We start from the raw sequence: 25410 nt of genomic DNA, 5'->3' as shown, positions 1-25410 counted from the left end.
ATTAAGCATAATACTTCAGCGTTTGAAATATTGTCATTCTACGATATGGCGACTTGTCGGTATCAATAATTAATCATCGCTATTTTGATCTTTAGAAACATTATCAACATGCTGTTGCATTTCGTACCACATCACATTGATAATCCCCAATGACACTGCGAGTAATACACCCAATATCCAACTAAAATACCACATAATATATTCCTCTTTTTGTATCCATTTTATTCACTTTACTAACCTTACTTAATAGTATTTATTCAGTATTAATAGGCCGTGTGATTATTTTGCTCAATTTCAGCTATAGTTACCGTGCGCCACATTTTTTTATAACACCACAAAGTATAACCAAGAATTATAGGCGTAAAAACGCCAACAACTATAAACATAAGACCTAATGTTGTTTCGCTAGAAACCGCGTCCCACATTAATAAACTATGGTTTGGTTGACTACTTGATGGCATAACAAACGGAAACATAGCAACACCAGCGGTCAAAATAACACTAACAATAGTTAAAGAGCTGCCGACAAAAGCAAACACTTTGATTGACGTAGTTTTATTCTTTTTACCTAATAAATACGAAACAAATAAAGGCATAACAATTCCCATAGCAGGAATTAACCACAAAATAGGTGTTCTTTCATAATTATTTAACCAAGATCCCGTAGCTATAGTTACTTCTTTTGTTTTTGGTTGTGCCTGTGCCATCGTATCAATAACACTAGTAACTATGTAACCATCAATATTTTGCCAAACCATTACACCCGCCCCACAAAAAGCAAGCGACAAAACAATAGCGACAATACGACCGATATTAACGGCACGTTGCGCAACATTCGCATCAGTTCGCATAACTAACCAAGTTGAACCATGCATTAACACCATTGCCACACTTACCACACCAGTCAACAGCGTAAACGGTGTAAATAATGAGAAAAATGAGCCTGTGTAGGTTACACGCATTAATGAATCAAACCCAAACGGAACACCTTGTAGTAAGTTACCAAAAGCAACACCAAAAACTAATGGCGGTACCATAGAGCCAACAAATAAGGCTTTATCCCAATTATTCCGCCATTTTGGCGTTTCAATTTTACTACGATAATCAAAAGCAAGTGGGCGTAAAAACAAACTGAATAAGGTTAACATCATGGCAAAATAAAAACCGCTAAATGCTGTAGCATAAACTAGTGGCCATGCAGCAAATAACGAAGCTCCTGCTGTAATAAGCCAAACTTGGTTGCCATCCCAATGTGCACCTACCGTATTAATCACCACCCGACGTTCAACATCCTTTTTCGCAACAAAGGGTAATAACCCTCCAACGCCCATATCCATACCATCAGTAATTGCGAAGCCAATAAACAGAAAACCGATAAGACCCCACCACAAAAACTTTAATGTTTCGTAATCAAACATAATACTTCTCCTTAAAAATTCTGACTGCGAAGACCAGAAGTTAATGCTGAACCTTGCTCAAAATGATAGCGTCCTGTATGTAATGCGCTTGGACCTAAGCGAGCAAATTTAACCATTAAGTACATTTCAATAATAAATAAAATAGTATAAACAATGATAAAAGCGACAAGAGAAAATAACACATCACCGACAGCTAAATCTGAGGTAGATAAGAAAGTTGGTAACACTTCACTAATTGCCCATGGTTGACGCCCAAATTCAGCGACAAACCAACCTGTTTCAATAGCTACCCAAGGTAAAGGTAAAGCAAAAAATATCGATTTAAGTAACCAACGTTTTTGTTCAATTTGACGTTTAGCGTTATAGTAAAAAGCTAAACCAAATAGTAATAACATTATAAAACCTGAAGCAACCATCATACGAAATGCCCAAAAAACAGGGGCCACCGGCGGTGTAGAATCTTTAACTGCCATTTGAATTTGCTCTTCAGTGGCGTCTACAACGTTTTCAGTATATCGCTTAAGTAGTAATCCATACCCAAGATCATGCTTGGTTTCATTAAACCTAGCCAAATTTTCAGGTGTCTCTTCGCCATTGCGTAACTTAACTAAATACTCATACGCGATCATACCGTTACGTATTCGAGGTTCATGTGCTTTTTGTAAATCACGTAAACCAACCACTTCTTCGTCTAGCGAGCGAGTAGCTATAAGCCCTAAAGCATAAGGAATTTTAACTGCATAATGCGTTTCCATGGCTTCATCGTCAGGCATCCCCACAATAGTAAACGCTGCTGGTGCCTCTTCTGTATGATATTCAGCTTCAATGGCGGCAAGTTTTACTCTTTGTACTTCACCCACTTCATAACCCGATTCATCACCCAATAATATGACAGAAAGGATAGCAGCAATACCAAAGCCTGCCGCAACAGAGAAAGATCGTTTGGCAAAGGCAACGTCTCTGCCTTTTAGTAAATAATAACTACTAATACTTAAAACAAACATTGCCCCTGCAACATACCCTCCTGCTACGGTATGTATAAATTTAACTTGTGCAACTGGGTTAAATATAATTTCGCTAAAACTAACCAGCTCCATACGCATAGTTAGGTAGTTAAATTCACTACCTACAGGGTTTTGCATCCAACCATTGGCTATTAATATCCATAAAGCTGACAGGTTTGTACCTAATGCCATCAGGAAAGTGCCCAATAAATGTTGTCGTTTACTTAAACGTTCCCACCCTAGGAAAAACATCCCGACGAAAGTAGATTCAAGGAAAAAAGCCATTAACCCTTCAATTGCTAGTGGCGCACCAAAGACATCACCAACATAATGCGAGTAATATGACCAATTGGTACCAAACTCAAATTCCATTGTTAGGCCTGTTGCAACACCAATGGCAAAGTTAATACCAAACAACTTTCCCCAAAACTTTGTCATGTCACGATAGATCTCGCGGCCAGTCATAACAAAGACAGCTTCCATAATAAATAGAATCCAAGTTAACCCTAAAGTTAAAGGAACAAATAAAAAATGAAATAACGCAGTAACAGCAAACTGCCACCGAGATAGTTCAACTAGAGTTTCACTGATCATATTAATAAATCTCCTTGCTATGCTTGTGCTGTGTGCTACTTTTTTTTACGCTTGAAATAAAAATATATATTGTAAGTGTTAATCAAAAAGCGACCATTTCTTAACTGTTGAATAAGTAATCAAAACATCAGTTATTCAACCACTTTTTACGAAATCGATGAGTGTTAGCGCAATAGTAATTAGCGATAACTGAAAATAAGATAGAATCTAGTGTGTTCTTTGAGTCGTCATCCATAATTCATACCTTACGTTATTATGCCTTACGCCTTACATTGTGTAGTAGTAACAACTAAATTAGATAAACTTAATATAACTTAAATACAAGCTTAACAACACAAGAATTACAATGATTAAAACTGATTAGTGTAATCGGAAAAAACGATTGATAATATAGTGAAAGTAAATTCAATTTCTAACTTTTAATTAGCTTTCCTAGTTAGCAAAGATCTTTAGAAATTATTAAATTATTTGTTTGCCTGCCTCTTTTTTACCCAAGTTGTTCAAACTAAAAGCAACATTATAACCATCTGTTTTATAAGGATATAATTTTATATATTACTAATAAGTATATAAACTTGTAAAAATTAATTAAAATAATTTCATTTAAAAATTTTTTTTCAAAAAACGATTGATTTTGGTAAGTTACTAAAGCTTTTAACGTTACTAGGTTAGTCGTTGCTAACCTAACGGTGACAAATAAAATTATAGTAAAATTTAGCGCTTTTTATATCTTGCAATAAAGACAAAACCTCACTATCTTGTGTCTATCTTTATAAAAAACCCTAGATGTTGTGTACTCCACATAACTAGCATATTTTTTAAAAGTATTTAGAAAGTAGAACTAATTAAACACTCTTTAGCAAAACATATGTTATTCATGCTAAAGAAAACAACCATAATTTACACCACAGGTCTTTCATGAATAATAAGCTTTTTGTTACCAAACGGAATGGCGAAAAAGAACCCATTGATTTAGAAAAAATTCACCGAGTTATCGCTTGGGCTGCTGAGAACCTTGAGCATGTGTCAGTTTCTCAAGTTGAATTAAAATCACATATTCAATTTTATGATGGTATTAAAACGGCGGATATTCATGAAACTATTATCAAAGCCGCTGCTGATTTAATATCAGAAGAAACCCCTGATTATCAATATTTAGCTGCTAGGCTTGCTGTGTTTCATCTGCGTAAAAAGGCATATGGACAATTTGAGCCCCCCTCTCTTTATAAACATGTTGTTAATATGGTTGAGTCTGGTAAGTATGACCAACATTTATTAGTAGATTACGACGAAAGTGATTTTGAGCATATGTCGTTATTTTTAGATCACAGCCGTGACCTAAATTTCAGCTACGCTGCGGTTAAACAACTTGAAGGTAAATATCTTGTACAAAACCGCGTTAACGGTGAAATTTATGAAAGCGCACAATTTCTGTATATTTTAGTCGCAGCCTGCTTATTTGCTAAATATCCCAAAGCAACTCGCTTAAGTTATGTTGAAGGCTTTTATAACGCCATATCAACCTTTAAAATATCATTACCTACCCCGATTATGGCTGGGGTTCGTACACCAACTCGTCAGTTTTCATCTTGTGTGTTAATTGAATGTGATGATTCGCTTGATTCCATAAATGCTGCGTCAAGTGCGATAGTGAAATATGTTTCTCAACGTGCTGGCATTGGTGTAAATGCTGGGCGTATTCGTGCATTAGGTAGTACTATTCGTAATGGTGAAGCATTTCACACGGGTTGTATTCCCTTTTACAAACACTTTCAAACAGCCGTTAAAAGTTGTTCACAAGGTGGTGTTCGTGGTGGCGCAGCAACATTATTTTACCCACTGTGGCATTTAGAAGTAGAAAGTTTACTGGTACTTAAAAATAACCGTGGTGTTGAAGAAAACCGTGTACGCCATTTAGATTATGGTGTTCAATTTAACAAAGTTATGTATCAACGTTTGATTAAAGGTGGTCATATTACATTATTTAGCCCAAGCGATGTGCCTGGACTTTACGATGCTTTCTTTGAAGATCAAGAAAAATTTGAAGCACTTTATATTCAATATGAAAATGATGATTCAATTCGTAAAAAGCGTATTAAAGCTATTGAGTTATTCACCTTATTTGCCCAAGAACGTGCAAGTACAGGCCGAATCTATCTACAAAATGTTGATCACTGTAATACACATAGTCCATTTGATCCTAGTAAAGCGCCTATTCGTCAAAGTAACTTATGTTTAGAAATTGCTTTACCTACTAAGCCAATGAACGACGTTAATGATGAATCAGGTGAAATTGCATTGTGTACCTTATCTGCATTCAACTTAGGGGCAATAGAGTCACTTGATGAATTAGAGCCATTAGCTGATTTAGCCGTACGTGCACTTGATAGTTTACTTGATTACCAAGACTACCCTATTCCTGCTGCACGTAATGCTAGCTTATCACGTCGTACTTTAGGTATAGGTGTTATTAATTATGCCTATTATTTAGCAAAAAATGGCTTATATTACTCAAATGGTAGTGCCAATAATTTAACTCATAAAACGTTTGAAGCTATTCAATACTATTTATTAAAGGCCACTAACGAATTAGCAAAAGAACAAGGTGCCTGCCCTAAATTTGATGAGACACGCCTTGCACAAGGTATTTTACCTATTGATACCTATAAAAAAACTATTGATGATATCACGGGTGAACCATTACATTTAGATTGGGAGTCTTTACGTACAAGCATTCAAAAGCATGGTGTGCGTAACTCGACCGTTTCTGCATTAATGCCATCAGAAACATCATCTCAAATTTCAAATGCAACTAACGGAATTGAACCACCACGCGGTTTAATTAGTGTTAAAGCAAGTAAAGATGGTGTACTAAAACAAGTTGTGCCTGAATATTTAAAACTTAAAGGTAACTATGAGTTACTTTGGAATATTCCGAGTAATGAAGGTTATTTAGAGCTTGTAGGGATTATGCAAAAATTTGTTGACCAAACTATTTCTGCCAATACCAACTATGATCCTGCAAAGTTTGAAGGTGGAAAAGTGCCAGTTAAACAAATATTGAAAGATATTTTAACTGCCTACAAACTTGGCGTAAAAACCATGTATTACCATAACACTCGTGATGGCGCGAGTGATGACGTAGAAGTTGAAGATGATGGTTGTGCTGGTGGTGCTTGTAAAATTTAATACTTGAAACGGTATATTTCTCAAGTAATTTACAATCAATAATCAAACAATAATCAAACAATAAAATCATATGAACCTAGTCATGTTACTGGGTTCTTTATTGCCCACTATCTTAAGAGCAATTTAAAGACAAAATAGTAGCAATATATTAAGGAAAAATGGCTAATGACGTACACCACGTTTAATCAAACACCCAATAATGCTTTACTCGAACCTATGTTTTTAGGTAATAGTGTTAACGTATCTCGCTATGATCAACAACGCTATGTTGCTTTTGAACGATTAATTGAAAAACAACTTTCATTTTTTTGGCGCCCAGAAGAAGTAGATGTATCGAAAGACAGATCTGACTGGCAAGGATTAACTGAATCTGAAAAACATATTTTCATTTCAAATTTAAAATATCAAACCCTGCTTGATTCAATGGCAGCACGTTCTGTTAATGCTGTTTTGCTCCCCTTAGTTTCTTTACCTGAAGTTGAAACATGGGTAGAAACCTGGGCCTTTAGTGAAACCATCCATTCACGCTCTTATACGCATATTCTCCGAAATTTATTTACTGAACCTGGCGAAGTCTTTGATGATATCATCGTTAACCCTGCTATTTTAAAACGCGCTAGTAGCATTGCTAAATACTTTGATGACGTGATTTTAACAACCCAATTATTACAATCGCAAGGTGAAGGGAGTTACGAGATTGACGGAAAAACAATTGCAGTAAGCACCCGAAAATTAAAAGAACGTTTATACCTTGCTGTTTGCTCTGTTAATGCCCTTGAAGCAATACGATTCTACGTAAGTTTTGCCTGCTCTTTTGCTTTTGCTGAGCGAGAATTACTTGAAGGTAATGCAAAAATAATAAAACTTATTGCACGTGATGAAGCACTTCACCTAACGGGTACTCAACATATATTGAATCTTTGGATGTCAGGAAAAGATGATCCTGAAATGGCCGAAGTCAGTAAAGACATGCGTCAAGCAGGTTTACAAATATTCCTCGATGTTGTCGATCAAGAAAAAGAGTGGGCTCAGTATTTATTTAAAGATGGATCAATGATTGGCTTAAATGCTGAAATATTAAATCAATACATTGAGTACATATCAAATCAACGTCTTATATCGATTGGTTTTGATGCGCCGTTCAACATAAAAAGCAACCCGCTACCATGGATGAATGCGTATTTAGTCAGTGATAATGTACAAGTTGCCCCACAAGAAACTGAAATATCAAGTTACTTAGTTGGACAAGTTGATTCGAGCATTGAAGCTGATGACTTTGATGATTTTGACTTATAATAGTATTTTAATACCCTGTTATGCCTGCCTTAACTAAGCCTTCGGAGCTAACACCACAAATTAGCGCCAATGGAAAAACAATAGCGTTTACGGAAAAGAAGCAAACCCTATTAGAATGTTTAGAGCAGGCTAAAATCGAAGTGCATTATCATTGCAGAGACGGATTTTGTGGTGCTTGTCGTGTTACATTAACATCAGGAAAAGTAAGTTATCCCAACGGCGAACCTTTAGCTTATGTAGGCGAAGATGAAATTTTACCTTGCTGTTGTATACCTATTACAGATATTAGTTTAACCATTGAATAACTAAGGTAGGCTTAATACATGCTTATCTCACGGCTATCTCCTAACTTCATGGTTCAATTTACTTGCAATAAACTAGTTATTCATTTGAGGAAAGCGCCTTTTGCTCTTTGTACAAAGCACGCTCAAGCCAATAATCAACACTGACATAACGTCCTGCGCCCATAAACAACAAAGCTAATAACATAATAAAATAAGTAACAGAAAACTCAATACCATTATTTAACATCACAACACTACCTGAAGAGGTTATATAATCATAATTGGTATGCTCTTGTAATACTTCTTTTACAATCCCCAATTTATTTGAGGCTTCTATCACGCGTTCATTAGCAAAAGGCGCATTAGGGTCAGTTATAGCTTGCCAACCGTTGTCCCAATGAACTGTTCCTGCGGCAACAATCATAGTAATCATCAACGGAATTGAAAACCATCTTACGGCAACGCCAAAAAAAAGTGCTATCGCACCAAAAAATTCAGTCGCGGTAGCCAAAATAGCCATCAAAAAAGGAAATGGTAAACCTAAACCCCACTCAGTATTTCCAAACCATTCAACAATACCCTCAAAGCCTTCAACTTTCTTAGTGCCTGCCATCCAAAAAACAGGCACTAAGTACATCCTCAACATAAAAGGTGCTAAAAAATCAAGTTGCTGGGTTTTATTTAGTAAGGTATGGATTTTTATTAAGTATGATTTCAAAGTTTACTCCTTGCAAAAACTATTTAAAAAAGCGATATATTAAATAGTAATTTTTAGATAAATATTCGTTAGTGTAATTATTTGATGCTACCCAAGAAAAAAGGTTACAACTTTTTGAAAGAACATATTATTGAAAATCGGTCTGCTTAGATTAGTAAACTCACCATTATTCAACAATATGCTTTTTATAGTAGGTTATCGCTAATTAAGTGTATTGACTATTGAGTTTCAGTTTCACATTAAGCTTAATTTAGCTATAAGGCCAAACCCAATCATTAACTTCGGGTATGTCTACGCCGTGTTCATGGGCGTATTGGCAGCATTCAATTTGACGGTCTCTAAACAATTGTTTTGCATGTGCTCCAGCCACTTTCAAGCTAGGTACACGGTTAATTACATCTATGGCAAGACTAAATCTGTCAATTTGATTTTCAATCGCCAACTCAAGCGGTGTGTTTATATTGCCTTTTTCTTTATAGCCACGTACATGCAGGTTTTTATGATTATTGCGTTTATAGGCTAAACGATGGATTAACCAAGGGTATCCATGAAAGTTAAAAATTATAGGCTTATCTAAAGTAAATAAACTATCAAAATCATTATCAGATAAACCATGGGGATGCTCTGTTTCACTTGTTAAACGAAACAAATCCACCACATTAATAAAACGCACTTTTAATTGTCGAAAATGCTCTCTTAGTAAGGCTGTTGCTGCTAACGCTTCTTTCGTTGGTATATCGCCGCATCCTACCATGACAACATCAGGCTCATGACCTTGGTCATTACTTGCCCAGCTCCATATTCCCAAACCCTTAGTACAATGCTTAATGGCACTATCCATATCAAGGTATTGTACGTGTGATTGCTTATCACAAACAATCACATTGATATCATTCTCACTACGCAAGCAATGATTTGCTGTTGAAAGTAAGCAATTAACATCAGGCGGCAGATATATTCGGGTAACGTCGGGATTTTTATTAACAACAAGATCTAAAAAACCGGGATCTTGATGCGTAAAACCATTGTGATCTTGACGCCAAACGGTAGAAGTAATTAATAAATTAATAGATGAAATAGGTGCGCGCCAAGACAATTTTTCGCTGATAGCCAACCATTTCGCATGTTGGTTAAACATAGAGTCAATTACATGCACAAAAGCCTCATAGGTAGCAAAAAAACCATGTCGTCCAGTTAGCACATAACCTTCAAACCATCCTTCAAGAGTATGCTCAGATAACATTTCTAAAACACGACCATCAGGACTCAGTTCTCCACCATTATCATCTTCAGGTAAATATTCAGATAACCATAACTTTTTACTGACTTCATAAATGGCTTCTAATTTATTTGATGATGTTTCGTCTGGTCCAAACACTCGAAAATTATCATGATTCATCCGCATAATATCACGTAACATTTCACCTAACGGTCTAGTGTTCATTGCATTGGTTTGTGCAGGTTTATCTACTTTTGCGGCATAGTTTTGAAAATCGGGCATCCGTAAATTTCGTTTTATTAAACCGCCATTAGCATGAGGATTAGCACTCATACGTCGTAAGCCTTTGGGTGCTAGTGCCTCTAATTCAGGCATTAACCGTCCCGTTTTATTAAATAAGCTATCGGGCTGATAGCTTTTTAACCATTGTTCTAACATTGCAAATTGTTCTGTATCAGAAAGTACTCCTGTTAAAGGCACTTGATGCGCACGCCAAAACCCTTCTACTTTATTGCCATTAACCTCTTTTGGTCCTGTCCAACCTTTAGGAGAACGTAAAATGATCATTGGCCAATGCACACGTGATGCTTTACCTGATGTGCGTGCCTCTTTTTGATGAGCACGAATGTCTTTAATGCAATTTTCCATTACCTCTGCCATGCTTTGATGCATCAGTGTTGGATCATTCCCTTCGACAAAGTAGGGTTTCCAGCCATACCCAATAAATAAGGCTTCAAGTTCGTCGTGTGGAATTCGTGACAATAATGTTGGATTATTTATCTTGTAACCATTCAAATGTAAAATAGGTAAAACTGCCCCATCGCGAATAGGGTTAATAAATTTACTTGAATGCCAAGACGTTGCTAAAGGCCCTGTCTCCGCCTCGCCGTCTCCCACAGCAACTGTTACAATTAAATCTGGGTTGTCGAATGCCGCACCAAAGGCATGAGATATACTATAACCAAGTTCACCTCCCTCATGAATAGAGCCCGGTAGTTCAGGAGTACAATGACTACCAATCCCTCCTGGAAATGAAAACTGTTTAAAAAGTCGTTTCATGCCAGTAATGTCTAAACTCACATCAGGATAAATTTCAGAATAAGTACCTTCTAAGTACACAGGTGCTAATACACCTGGCGCCCCATGTCCTGGCCCTGCAAGAAATATGGCATCAAGGTCATATTTGTTGATAAGCCTATTCATGTGAATATACATAAAGGACAACCCAGGACTAGCGCCCCAATGCCCTAAAAGCCTTTTTTTAATATGTTCTCGGGCTAAAGGTTGCTGTAATAAAGGGTTGTTTTGAAGGAAGATCATGCCTGCGGCAATATAATTACAAGCTTGCCAATAAGCGTTAAGTTGATGTAATTCATTGTCTGAAAGTGGATTAGTATTTTGCTTTACTTTGTTCGAAATTTCCATTTAAACACCACACATTATAATTTTCTATTCATTTAACAATACGACATAATCACTCGTAAATCATCTATTATATGCATGATGTGTGCGTTTATTTTTTAAGCGTTATAGAACTAGTTTCTGTCCATATTTCATTGTTATTAGCATGGTTAAGCAAATTAAAATACAGCTAAAGAAAAACATCCTATTACTTGAAAATAATTCACACAAATAACATTAAGCAGACTTAAATTTTATTACCTCGGTAAATAAAAAATCATAATGACACAAAAAATAACAATAGCCCAAAACACTTTAACAAAAAACTTAATTTTACTGCGTTTACTATGTGGATGTTTTACTGGCAATGCCATACCACAATGTTGGCAGTGGCTATCAGTCGCTTTATTTTTACCCTGACAATAAAGGCACTTTTTCACTTCTTCATTCATCCTAAATTCCTTATTGAGAGGTCAATTGATGATATAACTGAGGCAAACGTAAAGGTAATTGTTCTGGTCTTAAAATAACAGTAAAACCATCAGCCCCAAAAAGATAAGGTAGGTATTCTTGTGCATCTGTATCTATGGTTATACAAAAAGGTTTTATACCAAGGCGTTTCGCTTCGTTAATAGCATTATGAGTATCTTCTATACCAAAACGACCTTCATAGTGATCAATATCGTTGGGTTTACCATCAGTTAAAATGAGCAGTAATTTTTCACTACTTTTTTGCTCATTAATAACTTGCGTTGCTTGTCGTATGGCTGCTCCCATACGGGTATAAAACCCTGGTTTAATTGCTTGAATGCGCCCTCTAACGTGATCAGTGTAATTTTCATTGAAGTTTTTAAGCATTGTAAAACGAACATTGTGTCGTTTCACAGACGAAAAACCATACATAGCAAAATTGTCGCCTACTGATTGAAGTGCCTCACCAAATAATAATAAACTGTCTTGTACAACATCAATAACACGGTTGTCATTATCTAAGTGTGCATCGGTCGACATGGATAAATCTGCCAGCAATAAACAAGATAAATCACGATTATTACCCCGAAAAGATCTAAATAAGCCTTTTTCAGCACTCGGGGTTATTTTACTTTCTACATGAAAGTCTAACCAAGCACTTAAATCAATTTCTTCACCTTGAGGCTGGGCTTTTAACCAATATCGTACACTGCGTAATTGTTCAAATTGTGCTTGAATAAGTTTTGATATTTTTTGTAAACGTACAGGTAGTTTCTCAGCTTTAGCATCTTTTGGTAGCATTGGCTGAAGTAAGCACCGGTCTTCTTCTAAGGTTTGCTTTTTATAATTCCATTCAGGTAATTTTATTCCCTCACCTAGAGGAATATCGTCTTCTGAAGCTGATGGTAAATCAAGATCTATTTTAATCTGCCCACTTCTTTGTTGTTCTTGCTGTTTTGCTAATGTAATTTTATCAAGATCTTCTACCGTGCCTGACATATCTTCATCATCATCGCTATCGTCACAACCGCGATCAAGTTTTGAGAATTCACTCCAAGAAAACAAACTTTCAAGACGAAAAATCATCATACCGTTGCGCTCATCAGGCGAATCAACACGCTCTGCTTCTTTGCGACTAGTTTGAGATTTTTTTACTGAATTTTTTTTCTCTGCTTCATCCTCCCCTTCACTTTCAACCTCTTGATATTCAGGCATTAATACATTATCTGAAGAAGATGATGGATAAAGCCATAAATAGACAGCTTTAGGGGCAAAATTTACCATGGGGAATTCAGTTACCGAACCCGGCGTTACAATAGCATTAACAATGGCTTGTTCCATTTCTTTTTCAGCATCTGGCAATGTGTTTACATCGGGTCTACTCGCCACAAAAGCTTGCGCTAGTCGTGTATAACGGTTACGTAATGCAGGGAATTTTTTTAAAACATCAACCACTAATAGTTGATTATCTGTCGCCCAATGTGAAAAGCGACCAGTATGCTGCGAAGCTAAAACCGCTAGCCAAATATATAAATCATAATTTAAAGATTTGTCATTAAATAGGGCAAGTGATTCAGGTAAACGTAAGCTTTCTTCATCTTGCCAAGCTAAGCTAACCAGTTGCGTATCACCAGAGATTTTTTGCAGGAAGCTTCTACGGCTTAAATATTCTCGTCCTGTTGCAGCTTCAATACGCTTAACAGCATGCCCCCCCAAAGCACGAAAGATCATACCTACTGACTTGCTCACTTCATCAAAAGATACTCGTGCTTGGTCAAATTCAGGGTTTGCCTTTCGCGTAATATATTTGTGCCATAGGCCACCAACCCATTCTTCCATAAGCCTAAAACCATTTAATTAATAAGTAATATAGCAATTGTATCAAATGATCTCACTCTGTGTGTGATTTGGGTCAAGATTACTAAAGTACATTACATGTATTTAAGAGAAAATTAGAATATCGGCAGTTTATGTGCCATAGCGCGCGCTAAATTAAACATACCAACCAATACAAAGCAGGCATGCAAGGTGACAAAATAAAAAACAGTTATCATAACTGACACATCAAACTGGTCTGAAAAAAATATATAAAAAATGGGCGCTACCCCCAACATTAAACCTGCTAATGCTGACACTTGAATACTGCGAATCAAGTGTATTTTATTATAATTTGAAATTTTTTTTGATTTAGCACCATTTAACTTACTTTGAAAAAGGTAATACACAAGAAGCAAAAAACTGCCTAATGGAATAAGAAGTAAATTAGATAAATAAAGGGATTGATAAATAATAGCTGGCTTGTTGTCTTCATTTGATTTCATGTTTACTTACCCCATATATGTATACCGAATAAAGAACTTATACCAAATATATAATGCCTATTATAATAGGAAGTACAATAACATAACCTAATAATAATCGTCGCCACAGTTTAGGCGCATGTTTAAGCTCCATAAAAACATCAATTATTTGCTGGCCTTTTAAAAAAACAATAAATAAAACAACACCAATAAACAAGCTTTTTTGCGCATTAAACGATTCAAATATTGTACCTACATAAACAGAAAGGATAGTTAAAGCTAGTAGCCAAAGCCAGCTTAACGTATTTTTTTTATTCATATTAATTGATGACATCAGCGTTAAATCACATAAATTAAAGGAAATAATATAATCCAAAGCATATCAACCATGTGCCAATAACTTGCACCTGATTCAAACCCTGAAATATTACTTGCGTTATATTCGTTTTTAGCTGCTTTTATCGCAACAAAAATAAGAATTACCATACCTAACAACACGTGCATTAAATGAAAAAAAGTAATCATAAAATACAGCGTGAAAAAGGTATTAGTTTCAATACCAATACCCTGTTCAAATAAAGATAAATATTCCCATATTTTTACACCGATATAGATGCAAGCGACTAACTTAGCAATAATCAATAATTTAGTTGCTTGCATTCCCTTACCTTGATGCATTTTTGCTAACGCAAGCGCAACAAAATAACTGCTGGTAATCAGTGTAAGCGTATTAATAAGGCCAGATGTTTGATGTAACTTTGCCTTTCCTTGGGTAAAAATTTCAGGGTTTAATTGTTCAGAAACAGCAAAGCCAATAAATAAAATAGCAAACACTGTTAATTCAGCTAAAATAAAAAACCACATTGCTAAATCACCCGGTAGACGATTTAGCAACAATGAAGATTGGTTTATTTCAATTTCAGAAGATAGTGCATCAGCACTGATTGTTTTATTCAAAGGTAACTCCAGCCATTAGCCACTTCACATAGTTTGGTTATTCATCAAAATAAATTTTAGCAACATCCATCAACGCTTTCACTGTTTGAGGGTCATCTGATAGCGGCTCAGCTAAACAGCAGCGACAAACATCTAAAACATTCATACCTGTGCTTATCATACGGGCTGCGTATATTAACAAACGAGTTGAAGCAACTTCATCTAAATCATTTTGTTCTAATTTTCGAAGTGCACCAGCTAACTCCACTAATTTAAATGCTAAATGGGCATCAACACCAGTTTCATTAATGAGTATTTGTTGTTCAACTTCCACCGTGGGATAGTCAAAACGTAACGCAACAAAGCGTTGTCTGGTACTTGGTTTCATTCCTTTAAGTAAATTTTGATACCCTGGGTTATATGATACAACCAACATAAAACCTGGGGCTGCTTCAAGTAATTCACCTGTTCTTTCTAGTGGCAACACACGTCTATCATCAGCTAAAGGGTGTAACACAACAGTTGTATCTTTTCGTGCTTCTACTACTTCATCTAAATAACAAATACCGCCTTCTCGCACCGCTCGGGTTAATGGGCCATCTTGCCAATAAGTTCCCTCCGGACCAATCAAATGACGACCAACTAAATCAGCAGCAGTTAAATCATCATGACAAGCTACGGTATATAATGGTTTATTTAATTTTGCAGCCATATGGGCAATAAAACGTGTTTTACCACACCCTGTAGGCCCCTTAATTAGAACGGGTAGCTGATGTTCAAAGGCGTGATTGAACAATGTGATTTCATTACCTTGTTCTTGGTAGAAAGGCGCTTTAGTTGTCATAGTCATTAGTTAACTCAATAAAAATTCTTGTGGGTAAAATACCTCAGCAACCACTAAAGTTCAAATCAGATCGTCAGCTTAATTGATAAGGATCATTGAAAGGTGAAAGTTAGCTTATTTCTACAAGATATAAGCTTTAACTTTTAAAGTTAAGAAAGTTTAGTTAAAATCAATGTATAAGCACCTTCCTTTAAAATAGTTGTAATATGCACGCAATTTTTGAATACATCCCCTTAGTCATTTTTTTTATTGTCAGTAAATTTGTTGATATTTATTGGGCTACAGCCTCATTAATAGTCACTTCTGCGTTACAGATACTATATTATTATGTAAAAAAAGAAAAAGTACCTACTCGTAATTGGATATTTTTTGGTTTAATTGTTGTTTTTGGCGGACTGACTATTTTTTTACATGATGATGCTTTTATTAAATGGAAAGTTACGATAATCAATGAAATATTCGCCTTGACATTACTTATTAGTTACTACGCTTTCAAGAAAAATATTATTAAACAATTTCTTTCAGAATCAATATCTCTACCTGACTCTATTTGGGTTAAGTTAAACTTTGCGTGGGCAATTTTCTTTGCTTTTTGTGGCGCATTAAACTGGTATATTGCTTTTAATTTTGCTTTAGAAACCTGGGTAAACTTTAAAGTATTTGGACTCACAGGCCTTATGTTTGCTTTTTCAATTATCACAATATTGTCTTTAAGTAAGTATATGACTAATGACAGTGATGACATCAGCGATGCAATTGAAGACAGTGTTGAGATAACTTCAAATGTAATAAGCAAACCCCAACATAATAAAGACAATGACAAAATATAGGAAAACTCATGTTATATGTAATTTACAGTGAAGATGTTACCAACAGCTTAAAAAAGAGACTATCTGTAAGAGAGCATCACTTGGCTCGTTTAACTGCCTTACAAAATGAAGGTAGATTATTCGTTGCTGGCCCTTGCCCTGCTATTGATAGTAATGATCCAGGTGAAGCTGGCTTTACTGGTTCTTTAATTATTGCGGAATTTAATGACTTAGCTCAAGCACAAGCATGGGCTGACGAAGATCCCTATATTGCCGCAGGTGTTTATGAAAAAGTTATCGTTAAACCCTATAAAAAAGTCCTTCCTGCTTAATATTAATGCAATAAAAATTAATACTATAAAAATTCATGCGTAAGCTATTCGCCTAACTTTTTATATTTAACATTATCAACTATGCTATTAGCAGCTTAAAAATGCTAATAGCAAGCATGAACATTTCCCTATTTTTCAGTAATAAGCATATGACAAATAAAATATTATTATTAAGTGTTTTTATTATTTCACAATACCTATTATCACCCATTGTATTTGCTCAAAATTCAGTAGACGAATGTGAAAAAATGTCTGCAACACCAAAGAACCAATCTCGTTGTTTGGATAATATAAAAGCAGAGCTTGACCGAAAGTTACAAACATGGGTAAACAACCATGTTTTTAATTTAGAAGAAAAGGTGTTATCAACAGGACGCTACGCTGCATTAAAAATGTTTAAACGATCACAAAACGATTTTATTACTTTTCGTGACAATGACTGTCGATGGCAATATCTTGCCATATCTCCAGGTAAAGGAGCTGAGTTAGCATATAAAAAATGTTATATTAATGTAACACAAAGTCGTATAGATGAATTAAGTAAAATTCCTTAAAAGCATTGTTGATTGTTACAAAGAAATAGTATTAATCTTACTTACTCATTTGAGTTTGAGCCTGCTCTATTTCTTGCTCTACGCTTTCCTCATCACTTAGCAATACAGCTAGCCAACGCCCGCCCTGTGAACTTTCAAAACCAATTTTTAATATCATGGTTAAAGGCACACTTAACAACATCCCTACAGTTCCTAATAACCATCCCCAAAAAATTAAAGATAAAAATACCACAAGGGTAGATAAACCAAGACCTTTTCCTAAATACCTTGGCTCAACCATATTGCCCATAATCATGTTAATAGCAACATAACCTAAACCAATAAAGCCAGCCTCGGCTAAACCTAGCTGTAAAGCAGCAAGCATTACCGCAGGTACGGCCGCAATAATAGAGCCAATATTAGGAATGTAATTTAACAGAAAAGCAAACACGCCCCACAATAAATAAAAATCTAAACCAAAAATCCAAAGCATAAGAGATACAATACAACCTGTCGCAATGCTTACCATAGTTTTGATAGCAATATAATGATTAACTGATTCCAAAAAACGTTCAATTTGTTTTAAACGCATTTCAGGGTCGTCTAGTGCAAAATGTAACTTAAGCGGAAAAGAAGATGCTTCAAAAAGCATAAAAATAACCGTGAGTATAATCAAAAATAGGTTTGCCATTACCGAACCAAAACCACTAAGCATATTAGCTGCCATGCCCATGGCTGCTGCAGGGTCAAAATATTCAAGTAATATAGCTGAGGATATTTGGATATTATAGCTAGCGAGAAAATTTGTAATCCAAGTAAATTGTTCTCTAAATTGCAATCGGTAAACAGGGATAAGTTCAGATAATTCGTTTAATGATTTACCAACTAAACCAGCTAAAGATAACGCTATTGTGACAAAAATAACAATAACTAAAATGACAGAAATCGCTTTAGGAATTTTAAACTGACTGGCTTTAGCCACAAGTGGGTTACAAATGATAGCGATAAACAAAGATAATAAAAATGGCACCAAAATATGTGCTGCGGTTTTGATGCCTGCGAATATGATAAATATAGCCGCAACAGTAACAAAACCTTTTACTAAAGAGCTATTTTTAGCTAGTGAACCCATGAAAATTAATCCTTACGTACTTGTCGCACCAATATACCTGAAATCCATAGTATTCACTAGCTAGTAAAGTTGACTTTACTTATACAAATTAACTTATGTAATCTTCCTTAATAAACCTTGCGTATTTTGTTGCATGGTTTGCGCAACCATAAGGTAACCAATACTGGCTACAAATGTTGCACCACTTGCTGGACCAAGCAGCCATATATAGGGATGCAACCTTCCGTCAAGATTAAAAAGTTGTTGCTGTATAATCAACAAAGTAATATCACTAACAATTGCAGCAACCAAACCAGAAATAGCACCTAACAATAAAAATTCATATAGTGTCGCTAACTTTATTAAGCGCCCTTTAGCACCCAATGTACGCAATATCACAACTTCTTGCATACGTTCAGCCAAGCTCGCTTGCACCTGAGAAATAAGCACTAAAGCACCACTGATCAATACAATAAATAAGACAAAGCCAATAGCTAAAGTGACCTGTGAAATAATTGACTGGGCTTGTTTCATTTGCGCTTTAATATCTATCATACTAACTGTTGGGTAACGTTGTAATAGTTGACTAATATCTTTAATATTTTTTTCATGTAACTGCGCAGCACTAAAATAAGTAACGGGCACCTTTCCTGCCATGTTAGGACTTAAAATCATCACAAAATTTGGCTTGATGTTTCCCCAATTCACTCGTCGAAAACTTGTCACTTTCACATCAAATTTTTGTTCATTCACTAAAATAGTTAAGGTATCTCCTAACGTTAAATCTAAGTCATCTTTCCAGCCTTCAAATACCGAGACTTCGATTACATCGCTATCTTCACCTACCTTTTCATTGGTATTAGAGAACCATTCGCCTTCTGTTATTTCATTACCTTCGGGTAAAGTATCTAACCAAGTTAAATTAGGTTCTCGCCTTACTCCTTTCCGCGCATCTTTAGCATTTTCCTCACCTTCTTGTTTTGACATTCGTCGAGCAAATTCTTCACCATTAACGGCATCAATTCTGCCATTAAAAACGGGATAGAAATCTTCGTGTATAATGCCTTTATCTTCAAAAAATTGCTTTATAGGGGCCACTTCTGCTTTAGCAATATTAATAATATACATATTCGGTGCATCTGCTGGTATTTGCATTTGCCAATCTGAAATCATGTCATTTTTTAATACGACTAAAAACAACATAAGTTTGATTGCTAAAGCAAAACTGATCAGTTGAATAGCATTTGCATTCGCTCTTTTTTGTAACGTTGCAATTGCTAAAGACCAGCTTGTACCAGGTCTAAGTCCTAATCGACGTCCTGCAGAGAAAAACACTCTTGAAAGCCCAAACAAAAGCACAATGACTAATAAAGTTGAACCGAACAATATTAGTGTTGTGATCATTTCTCCACTAAATAACCACATCAAAACAAAAATGGTAAGTAATGATAACGTAATATGAATACGGCTTAATGCTAATGAATCGCCCAAGTTACGACGTAATACGCGTAGCGGTGGAATATCAAATAAATCTAACAAAGGTTTTAGCGAAAACATTAAGGCACACACAAGGCCAACAAAGCATGATAGCAACCAAGGCCGAATACCAGATGGTGGTAACTCTGTTCCCATAAATTTGGCTAAATATCCGCTCCCAATATATTGCAGTAAAAAACCGATAGCTAAGCCAATAGCGATAGAAAACAATGTGACTAAGCTCAAATGAAGTAAATAAATATTTCGAATAGTGGTACGACTGCCACCTAACGTTTTCATCATAGCAACAGGGTCATACTGCCGTTCACAATAACGTTTAGCAGATACAGCCATCGCTACAGCGGCTAACATAATGCCAAATAAACCAGCTAACAGCAAAAAGCGCTCTGCCCGTTCTAAATTATTTCCTAACGGTGATTGTCTGTCTTTAATGCCTTCCCAGTTTTGATTATTTTTAAGTTGTGGTTTTAACCAAGCATAATAATTTTTAATTTCCTGCTCTGTGCCAGCAAAGAGTAATCGATGAAACACCCTACTGCCAGCTTGAACTGCTTTTGTTATCGCAATATCGTCATAGTTAAGTAATACACGTTTATTACCTGACAACGAAAAAAAAGGGGCGTCTGGCTCGCTAACCAACACTTTACTAATTAAAAACGTTCCAGCGCCAAGCTCAACTTTATCGCCAACACTGACATTAAGAGGATAAAACAGCCCTTCACTTAACCAAACAGAACCAGACTTAGGTCCGCTATCAACTTCATATGCTTGGCCTGATAAACTGTCTTTAATAGTGATTTTTCCCCGTAAAGGGTAAGACCGAGTAATGGCTTTTACGGCACCTAAAACTAACGCATCATTGGCAAATAGCATGGTATCAAAAAACAACATCTGCGCGGTTTTAAGGCCTTGTTCTTGCGCTTTATTCAATATTGCTGGTTCAAAAGCATGGTTACTTGAAAGCCGCCTATCTGCCGCAATAAAATCACTACTTTTTTGTTCAATATTCAAACCAATGCGTTCGGTTATTGACGATAAACTAAACACGGTTAGCACAGCGAGTGCGATAGCAGCAAAAATAATTGTTAACTCACCGCGTCTAAGCTCACGTGTAAACAACTTTAGTGCTAAATTAACCCACATGAGTAGCATCCCCATTACTAATTTTTTCAAGCTGCCCACCTTCAATATGAAGAATAGACTGACATTGTTTCGCTAACTGCTCGTCATGCGTTACTAAAACTAGGGTTGTGCCATTTTGTTTATTTAAATCAAATAACAATTTTTCAATTAAATGACCATTTTTACTATCAAGATTTGCAGACGGTTCATCAGCAAAAAGTATTTTAGGGGAACCAATAAATGCACGTGCAATAGCTACCCGCTGCTGTTCTCCTCCAGATAGTTGTGAAGGGTAATGTGATAATCTACTTGAAAGCCCCACTTTTTCTAATAAGGCTAATGCTTGTTCTTTAGCATCTTGCTTACCTGCAAGTTCGGCAGGCAACATAACATTTTCAAGTGCGGTTAAGCTTTGCACTAACATAAAAGATTGAAAAACAAAGCCTACCTTTTCTGCCCTAATACGTGCTCTATCTTCCTCATTAAGGGTACTTAACGCATCACCGTCTAAATAAATTTCACCTTCACTAGCCACATCTAACCCAGCTAATAAACTCAATAATGTTGATTTACCTGATCCTGATGCCCCGACAATAGCAATAGATTCACCAGACTTGACAGAAAAGTTAATATCGCTAAGGATAGTAAGACTGCCTTCATACGTATTTACACGTTTGCTTAATCCTAAAACTCTAATAACATTCAACTGAGAAAGTACTGACATGACACGTTTTTTCCTATATTTAGCTTTTATAATCACACTAATTTGCTTCTCGTTTACAACATTAGCTAAAGATAAAATATTACTTATTGGTGATAGCTTAAGTGCAGGCTATGGATTAGAGCAAGCACAAGCTTGGGTTCATTTGTTACAAAATAAGTATGATGAAAACGATACTGATATTCTTTTAATCAATACCGCTATTAGCGGACAAACCACTGATAATGCATTATTAAAAATAGATACATGGCTTAAAACATACCAACCTACGCATGTATTGATTGAACTTGGCGGTAATGACGGTATCCGAGGGTTTCCAATTTCATTATTACAAAAACATTTAACCGAGCTAGTTACTAAAAGTCAAGCACAAGGCGCAAAAGTGGCTTTAATGGCGATTCAAATCCCACCTAATTTAGGGGTTAGGTATACAACAATGTTTGTTGACAGTTATCATAAAGTTGCACAGAAAACTTCAGCCTACCTTATGCCCTACTTTATGACTCAAATTGCAATAAATGCAGACTTAATGCAAAACGATAACTTGCACCCAAACGCAAAAGCCCAGCCTATTATTAGAGATTTTATGTACCAAGAAATTAATACATGGTTGAAAAATTAAAATGATAACAATATAAAAAAAAACAACTTAATGGTATGCTAAGCAACTAAATTTTATAGTTTAAATTGTTACAGCTTGCTATTTAAAAATAAACTTTTCCTTAACATGCACATACATTTTCGCAACATATCAGAGCCTAATTATGGATTTTATTTGGATTTTTTTTGCTTTTCTTTGTGGCCTAGCAGCCAAATCAAGTTCTTTTCCCCCCTCTATTGGTTATCTCTTAGCTGGTTTTGCATTAAATTTCTTTGGTTATCAAGCTGATGATAGCTTATCTATTTTAAGTAATTTAGGCATTACCTTGATGCTATTTACTATTGGTTTAAAGCTTAATGTGAGCAGTTTATTCAAGCAAGAGGTTTGGTTAACAAGCTCACTTCATACCATTAGTTGGCTAGTTGTCACCATTATTATTATTAAATTACTAGCGATATCTGCACTGAGTTATTTTTCAGGATTAGATGTATTTACCGCAGGCCTTATTGCCTTTGCATTGAGTTTTAGTAGTACTGTATGTGTTATTAAATTATTAGAAGAGAATGGCGAAATGCGTACTCGTCATGGAAAATTGGCCGTTGGTATATTAGTAATACAAGACATTGTAGCTGTTAGCTTTTTAGTATTTGCTACAGGTAAAACACCTTCAATTTGGGCTTTAGCATTATTACTTTTATTTGTCTTAAAACCTTTAATTAATAAAATTATAGACCACGTGGGACATGGTGAATTATTACCGTTAGCAGGTTTTTTTATTGCATTAGGCAGTTATGAATTATTTGAATTAGTCAATATCAAGGGCGATTTAGGTGCATTAATTATTGGCATGTTCCTTTCTTCACATGCTAAATCAACTGAAATAAATAAATCATTATTAAGTTTTAAAGATCTGTTTCTTATCGGTTTCTTTTTATCTATCGGCTTCAGCGCAATTCCTACTTTAGAGATGCTAGGTTTAGCCATATTACTTGTTTTGATTATCCCTATCAAATTTACCTTATTTTTCGGCATATTAAGTCTATTAAAAATTCGTTGTAGAGCCGCTTATTTATCTGCTTTAGCGTTAAGTAATTTTAGTGAATTTGGGTTAATAGTTGCTGCTATTAGTGTCGCTAATGGCTGGTTAAGTAATGAATGGCTTGTTATTTTGGCATTAGCCGTTTCAATGTCATTTATTCTGACTACTGTTTCATATCGTTATGCCCACACCTTTTTTGCACACACTAAAGGGTTTTTTCATCAATTTGAACGTCAACAACCTCTGGCTGAAGATATTTTCTGTCAACCCTCTAAAGCTCCTATTGTTATTATAGGATTAGGTCGTGTAGGTTTGGGAGCTTATAAAGCGATAACAGAGCATGGTGACAAACTTGTTTGGGGGTTAGATGCTGAGCCTGAAAAAGTGACATGGCTAGCAGAACAAGGCATAGAAGCTTATAACGGTGATGCTGAGGATGCTTTTTTTTGGGAGCGTATAAACTTATCTAACATTCACCTTGTTTTACTCGCTCTTCCCAAAGTGATTGATAGTATGAGCATAACCGACCAGTTAAGGTCTGCTGGCTACCGAGGTAAAATAGCGGCAATAGCACGCTACGATGATGAACCTCTGCAATTAGAAGAATTCGGAATTGACAAAGTGTTTAACTTTTACAATGAAGCAGGTGTTGGTTTTGCAGATGAAAGTATGGCATTGATAGAAGATAGTAGTATTAAAGCCTAAAAACACCTTGTGCATAACCTGTGACAAACCTATTAACAAAACATGTTAAAGTTGTTGAAAAATATTTCATAAAAACATAATTTGTAAAAAATAACCTAAAAAAACCTTTTTATTCAACAGACTAAAAAACAAACAAAAATAATTAGCGTTAATGTAATTTTACACTACACTTAATTGTTACAAGGAATCACTCTTTAATATATAGAGTTTGTGTGAACCGAGTAATTATTGCGATGTTATTATAAATATTTTATGGATAAGACCATCGCTAATATATTACGAGTAGCAGTAGCTGGTAATCACCATATTTCCTCTCTATGCATTTTGCAATAGAGAAATGCTCGCAGCAACTTAACTTAATATAAATATATTAAGTTAATTAATCAGTATTGAAAATTGAATAGCGCACGGCTCAAACCCCTTTGAGCCATTCCTTTAAGCCCAAATTTATCGTTTGGGCTTTTTTTTTCATAAAACACCTATAACTTAAACAAGCGGTTAAAGTTATCGGTTGATAACTTAGCAATGTCTTCAACTGATTGACCGCGAATGCTGGCCAAGTGCTTAGCAACTTCAACCACATAAGCAGGTTGATTTTCTTTACCTCGATGCGGAACAGGCGCAAGGTATGGTGCATCGGTTTCAATTAAAAACTTATCATCAGGCACAAGCTTAGCAACTTCTCTTAATTCTTTTGCATTTTTAAACGTTACAATACCAGAAAAAGAAATATAAAAACCTAGTGCTATTGCCTGCTCAGCCATTTCCCAAGATTCAGTAAAACAGTGCAAAATGCCGCCTACTTTACTTGCTTCCTCTGCGCGTAACATATCAAGCGTATCTTGCTGGGCAGAACGTGTATGAATAATCAATGGCTTATTAAGTTCACGTGCTACTTTTATGTGCTTTTTAAAAGAATCTAACTGTATGGCCTTAGTTTCTGGCGCATAGTGATAGTCTAAGCCTGTTTCACCAATAGCAATGACTGCGGGATCATCTGATAAGCGCCGAAGCAGATCAATATCGACTTCATCTTCTTGATTAAGTGGGTGCATACCGCAAGAAAGTAAAACATTATCAAACTGTTGAGTTTTCGCCACCATAGCAGGAAAGTCTTTTAAAGTAACGCTTACACACAAAAGTTTATTTACTTTGACCTCTTTTGCCGCTTGTACAACATTCGCTAGGTCATCTTCATACAGTGACAAGTTAAGCCGATCTAAATGGCAATGTGAATCAATAAACAACAGAACACTCCAAAATTAA

At 35.6% G+C, this 25410-nt stretch carries 23 protein-coding genes; 8 read left to right on the top strand and 15 right to left on the bottom strand.

The features are described from left to right. Positions 1-69 precede the first annotated feature (69 nt). From cydX to ACE1OF_RS12645, 3 genes are all read right to left on the bottom strand, one after another. Positions 70-195 (bottom strand): cytochrome bd-I oxidase subunit CydX, encoded by a 126-nt coding sequence (cydX, locus tag ACE1OF_RS12655; protein WP_448894937.1) that lies wholly within the window; start codon positions 193-195, stop codon positions 70-72. Between the two features lie 68 nt (positions 196-263). Continuing rightward, the gene (gene cydB / locus ACE1OF_RS12650; protein WP_448894935.1) at positions 264-1418 is read right to left on the bottom strand and encodes a cytochrome d ubiquinol oxidase subunit II; all 1155 of its coding nucleotides are present in this window, start codon (positions 1416-1418) and stop codon (positions 264-266) included. 11 nt (positions 1419-1429) lie between these two features. Continuing rightward, positions 1430-3016: a cytochrome ubiquinol oxidase subunit I gene (locus ACE1OF_RS12645; RefSeq protein WP_448894934.1), complete on the bottom strand. Its 1587-nt coding sequence runs from the start codon at positions 3014-3016 to the stop codon at positions 1430-1432. A gap of 918 nt (positions 3017-3934) precedes the next feature. Here ACE1OF_RS12645 and nrdA point away from each other — a divergent pair. The 3 genes from nrdA to yfaE all read left to right on the top strand — a co-directional run bounded on the left by nrdA (position 3935) and on the right by yfaE (position 7806). Next, positions 3935-6205, top strand: coding sequence for a class 1a ribonucleoside-diphosphate reductase subunit alpha (gene nrdA, locus ACE1OF_RS12640; RefSeq protein ID WP_448894933.1), 2271 nt, complete (start codon positions 3935-3937; stop codon positions 6203-6205). A 165-nt stretch (positions 6206-6370) separates the two neighbouring features. Beyond that, positions 6371-7501, top strand: coding sequence for a class Ia ribonucleoside-diphosphate reductase subunit beta (gene nrdB, locus ACE1OF_RS12635; RefSeq protein ID WP_448894932.1), 1131 nt, complete (start codon positions 6371-6373; stop codon positions 7499-7501). Positions 7502-7521: 20 nt separating this feature from the next. Then, positions 7522-7806, top strand: a complete 285-nt coding sequence (gene yfaE, locus ACE1OF_RS12630; RefSeq protein ID WP_448894930.1) for a class I ribonucleotide reductase maintenance protein YfaE — start codon at positions 7522-7524, stop codon at positions 7804-7806. 76 nt (positions 7807-7882) lie between these two features. Here yfaE and ACE1OF_RS12625 read toward each other — a convergent pair whose 3' ends face one another. From ACE1OF_RS12625 to ACE1OF_RS12590, 8 genes are all read right to left on the bottom strand, one after another. After that, a complete protein-coding gene (locus tag ACE1OF_RS12625; RefSeq protein ID WP_448894929.1) occupies positions 7883-8503 on the bottom strand; it encodes an HvfX family Cu-binding RiPP maturation protein in 621 nt (206 codons plus the stop codon). Positions 8504-8753: 250 nt separating this feature from the next. Beyond that, positions 8754-11147 (bottom strand): phosphoketolase family protein, encoded by a 2394-nt coding sequence (locus ACE1OF_RS12620; protein WP_448894928.1) that lies wholly within the window; start codon positions 11145-11147, stop codon positions 8754-8756. Between the two features lie 233 nt (positions 11148-11380). Beyond that, positions 11381-11575 carry a DnrP protein gene (locus ACE1OF_RS12615; RefSeq protein WP_448894927.1) on the bottom strand — a complete coding sequence of 65 codons (195 nt, stop codon included), beginning with the start codon at positions 11573-11575 and terminating at the stop codon, positions 11381-11383. A 10-nt stretch (positions 11576-11585) separates the two neighbouring features. Further along, positions 11586-13433 (bottom strand): VWA domain-containing protein, encoded by a 1848-nt coding sequence (locus tag ACE1OF_RS12610; protein ID WP_448894926.1) that lies wholly within the window; start codon positions 13431-13433, stop codon positions 11586-11588. A gap of 113 nt (positions 13434-13546) precedes the next feature. Then, positions 13547-13915 carry a hypothetical protein gene (locus ACE1OF_RS12605; RefSeq protein WP_448894924.1) on the bottom strand — a complete coding sequence of 123 codons (369 nt, stop codon included), beginning with the start codon at positions 13913-13915 and terminating at the stop codon, positions 13547-13549. A 37-nt stretch (positions 13916-13952) separates the two neighbouring features. After that, on the bottom strand, positions 13953-14213 hold the full coding sequence (locus ACE1OF_RS12600; protein ID WP_448894923.1) for a cytochrome C oxidase subunit IV family protein: 261 nt from the start codon (positions 14211-14213) through the stop codon (positions 13953-13955). A gap of 20 nt (positions 14214-14233) precedes the next feature. Next, the gene (locus ACE1OF_RS12595) at positions 14234-14851 is read right to left on the bottom strand and encodes a cytochrome c oxidase subunit 3 family protein (RefSeq protein ID WP_448894921.1); all 618 of its coding nucleotides are present in this window, start codon (positions 14849-14851) and stop codon (positions 14234-14236) included. Between the two features lie 37 nt (positions 14852-14888). After that, on the bottom strand, positions 14889-15680 hold the full coding sequence (locus tag ACE1OF_RS12590) for an AAA family ATPase (protein ID WP_448894920.1): 792 nt from the start codon (positions 15678-15680) through the stop codon (positions 14889-14891). A 200-nt stretch (positions 15681-15880) separates the two neighbouring features. Here ACE1OF_RS12590 and ACE1OF_RS12585 point away from each other — a divergent pair, with 200 nt between their 5' ends. The 3 genes from ACE1OF_RS12585 to ACE1OF_RS12575 all read left to right on the top strand — a co-directional run bounded on the left by ACE1OF_RS12585 (position 15881) and on the right by ACE1OF_RS12575 (position 17369). Next, on the top strand, positions 15881-16504 hold the full coding sequence (locus tag ACE1OF_RS12585) for a septation protein A (protein ID WP_448894919.1): 624 nt from the start codon (positions 15881-15883) through the stop codon (positions 16502-16504). 8 nt (positions 16505-16512) lie between these two features. Continuing rightward, positions 16513-16815, top strand: a complete 303-nt coding sequence (locus tag ACE1OF_RS12580; RefSeq protein WP_448894918.1) for a YciI family protein — start codon at positions 16513-16515, stop codon at positions 16813-16815. A gap of 149 nt (positions 16816-16964) precedes the next feature. Next, entirely contained in the window at positions 16965-17369 is a 405-nt protein-coding gene (locus ACE1OF_RS12575) for a lysozyme inhibitor LprI family protein (RefSeq protein WP_448894917.1), read from the top strand. 37 nt (positions 17370-17406) lie between these two features. Here ACE1OF_RS12575 and ACE1OF_RS12570 read toward each other — a convergent pair whose 3' ends face one another. From ACE1OF_RS12570 to ACE1OF_RS12560, 3 genes are all read right to left on the bottom strand, one after another. Next, positions 17407-18480, bottom strand: a complete 1074-nt coding sequence (locus tag ACE1OF_RS12570) for an AI-2E family transporter (protein WP_448894916.1) — start codon at positions 18478-18480, stop codon at positions 17407-17409. Positions 18481-18573: 93 nt separating this feature from the next. Next, on the bottom strand, positions 18574-21099 hold the full coding sequence (locus ACE1OF_RS12565) for an ABC transporter permease (RefSeq protein WP_448894953.1): 2526 nt from the start codon (positions 21097-21099) through the stop codon (positions 18574-18576). Further along, a complete protein-coding gene (locus ACE1OF_RS12560) occupies positions 21089-21802 on the bottom strand; it encodes an ABC transporter ATP-binding protein (RefSeq protein ID WP_448894915.1) in 714 nt (237 codons plus the stop codon). The genes ACE1OF_RS12565 and ACE1OF_RS12560 overlap by 11 nt, the downstream gene beginning before the upstream one ends. Here ACE1OF_RS12560 and ACE1OF_RS12555 point away from each other — a divergent pair. Together ACE1OF_RS12555 and ACE1OF_RS12550 are read left to right on the top strand one after the other, a co-directional pair. Then, entirely contained in the window at positions 21801-22421 is a 621-nt protein-coding gene (locus ACE1OF_RS12555) for an arylesterase (RefSeq protein WP_448894914.1), read from the top strand. The genes ACE1OF_RS12560 and ACE1OF_RS12555 overlap by 2 nt on opposite strands. A gap of 142 nt (positions 22422-22563) precedes the next feature. Beyond that, positions 22564-24144 carry a cation:proton antiporter domain-containing protein gene (locus ACE1OF_RS12550; RefSeq protein WP_448894913.1) on the top strand — a complete coding sequence of 527 codons (1581 nt, stop codon included), beginning with the start codon at positions 22564-22566 and terminating at the stop codon, positions 24142-24144. Positions 24145-24623: 479 nt separating this feature from the next. On the opposite strand, the gene ACE1OF_RS12545 is transcribed toward ACE1OF_RS12550, so the two are convergent. Next, positions 24624-25391 (bottom strand): TatD family hydrolase, encoded by a 768-nt coding sequence (locus tag ACE1OF_RS12545; RefSeq protein ID WP_448894912.1) that lies wholly within the window; start codon positions 25389-25391, stop codon positions 24624-24626. Positions 25392-25410: the final 19 nt, after the last annotated feature.

Source organism: Colwellia sp. E150_009, from assembly GCF_053543955.1.
The sequence above is the reverse complement of the archived record's forward strand: the minus strand, read 5'-3'. Positions and strand labels throughout refer to the sequence as shown.